The 260-nt window shown below is 51.2% G+C and carries 1 pseudogene; it reads right to left on the bottom strand.

Annotation, left to right across the window (positions count from 1 at the left end):
• Window positions 1–253 (bottom strand): annotated as a pseudogene (locus ACTHSN_RS10830) (monofunctional biosynthetic peptidoglycan transglycosylase); the annotation flags it as partial.
• Window positions 254–260: the final 7 nt, after the last annotated feature.

Below are 260 nucleotides of genomic sequence, written 5' to 3'. Positions count from 1 at the left end.
CGGCAAATTTGGCGTCTTCGGAGGCAATCAGGGCTTTTTTCAGGTTGACCGAAATGCGGTCGTAAGGCACCCAGCGGTAATCGAGCGCGACATCTTTGCCTTCGCTTTGAAACTGCCGCATCCGCATCGCCATGAAGGCGGTTTTGTTCGGCGCGACGGCGCGGTAAGTGATGATGTTGCCGTACACATAAGCGTTGAAAAAGATAAATGCGCCCAAAGGCAGGGCAATCAGCCATTTGATAATGCGGAACATTTTATAA

It is taken from the genome of Neisseria sp. P0009.S010, from assembly GCF_051958545.1.
Classification (GTDB): Bacteria; Pseudomonadota; Gammaproteobacteria; order Burkholderiales; family Neisseriaceae; genus Neisseria; species Neisseria subflava_A.
This window is presented reverse-complemented; position numbering and strand designations above follow the sequence as displayed.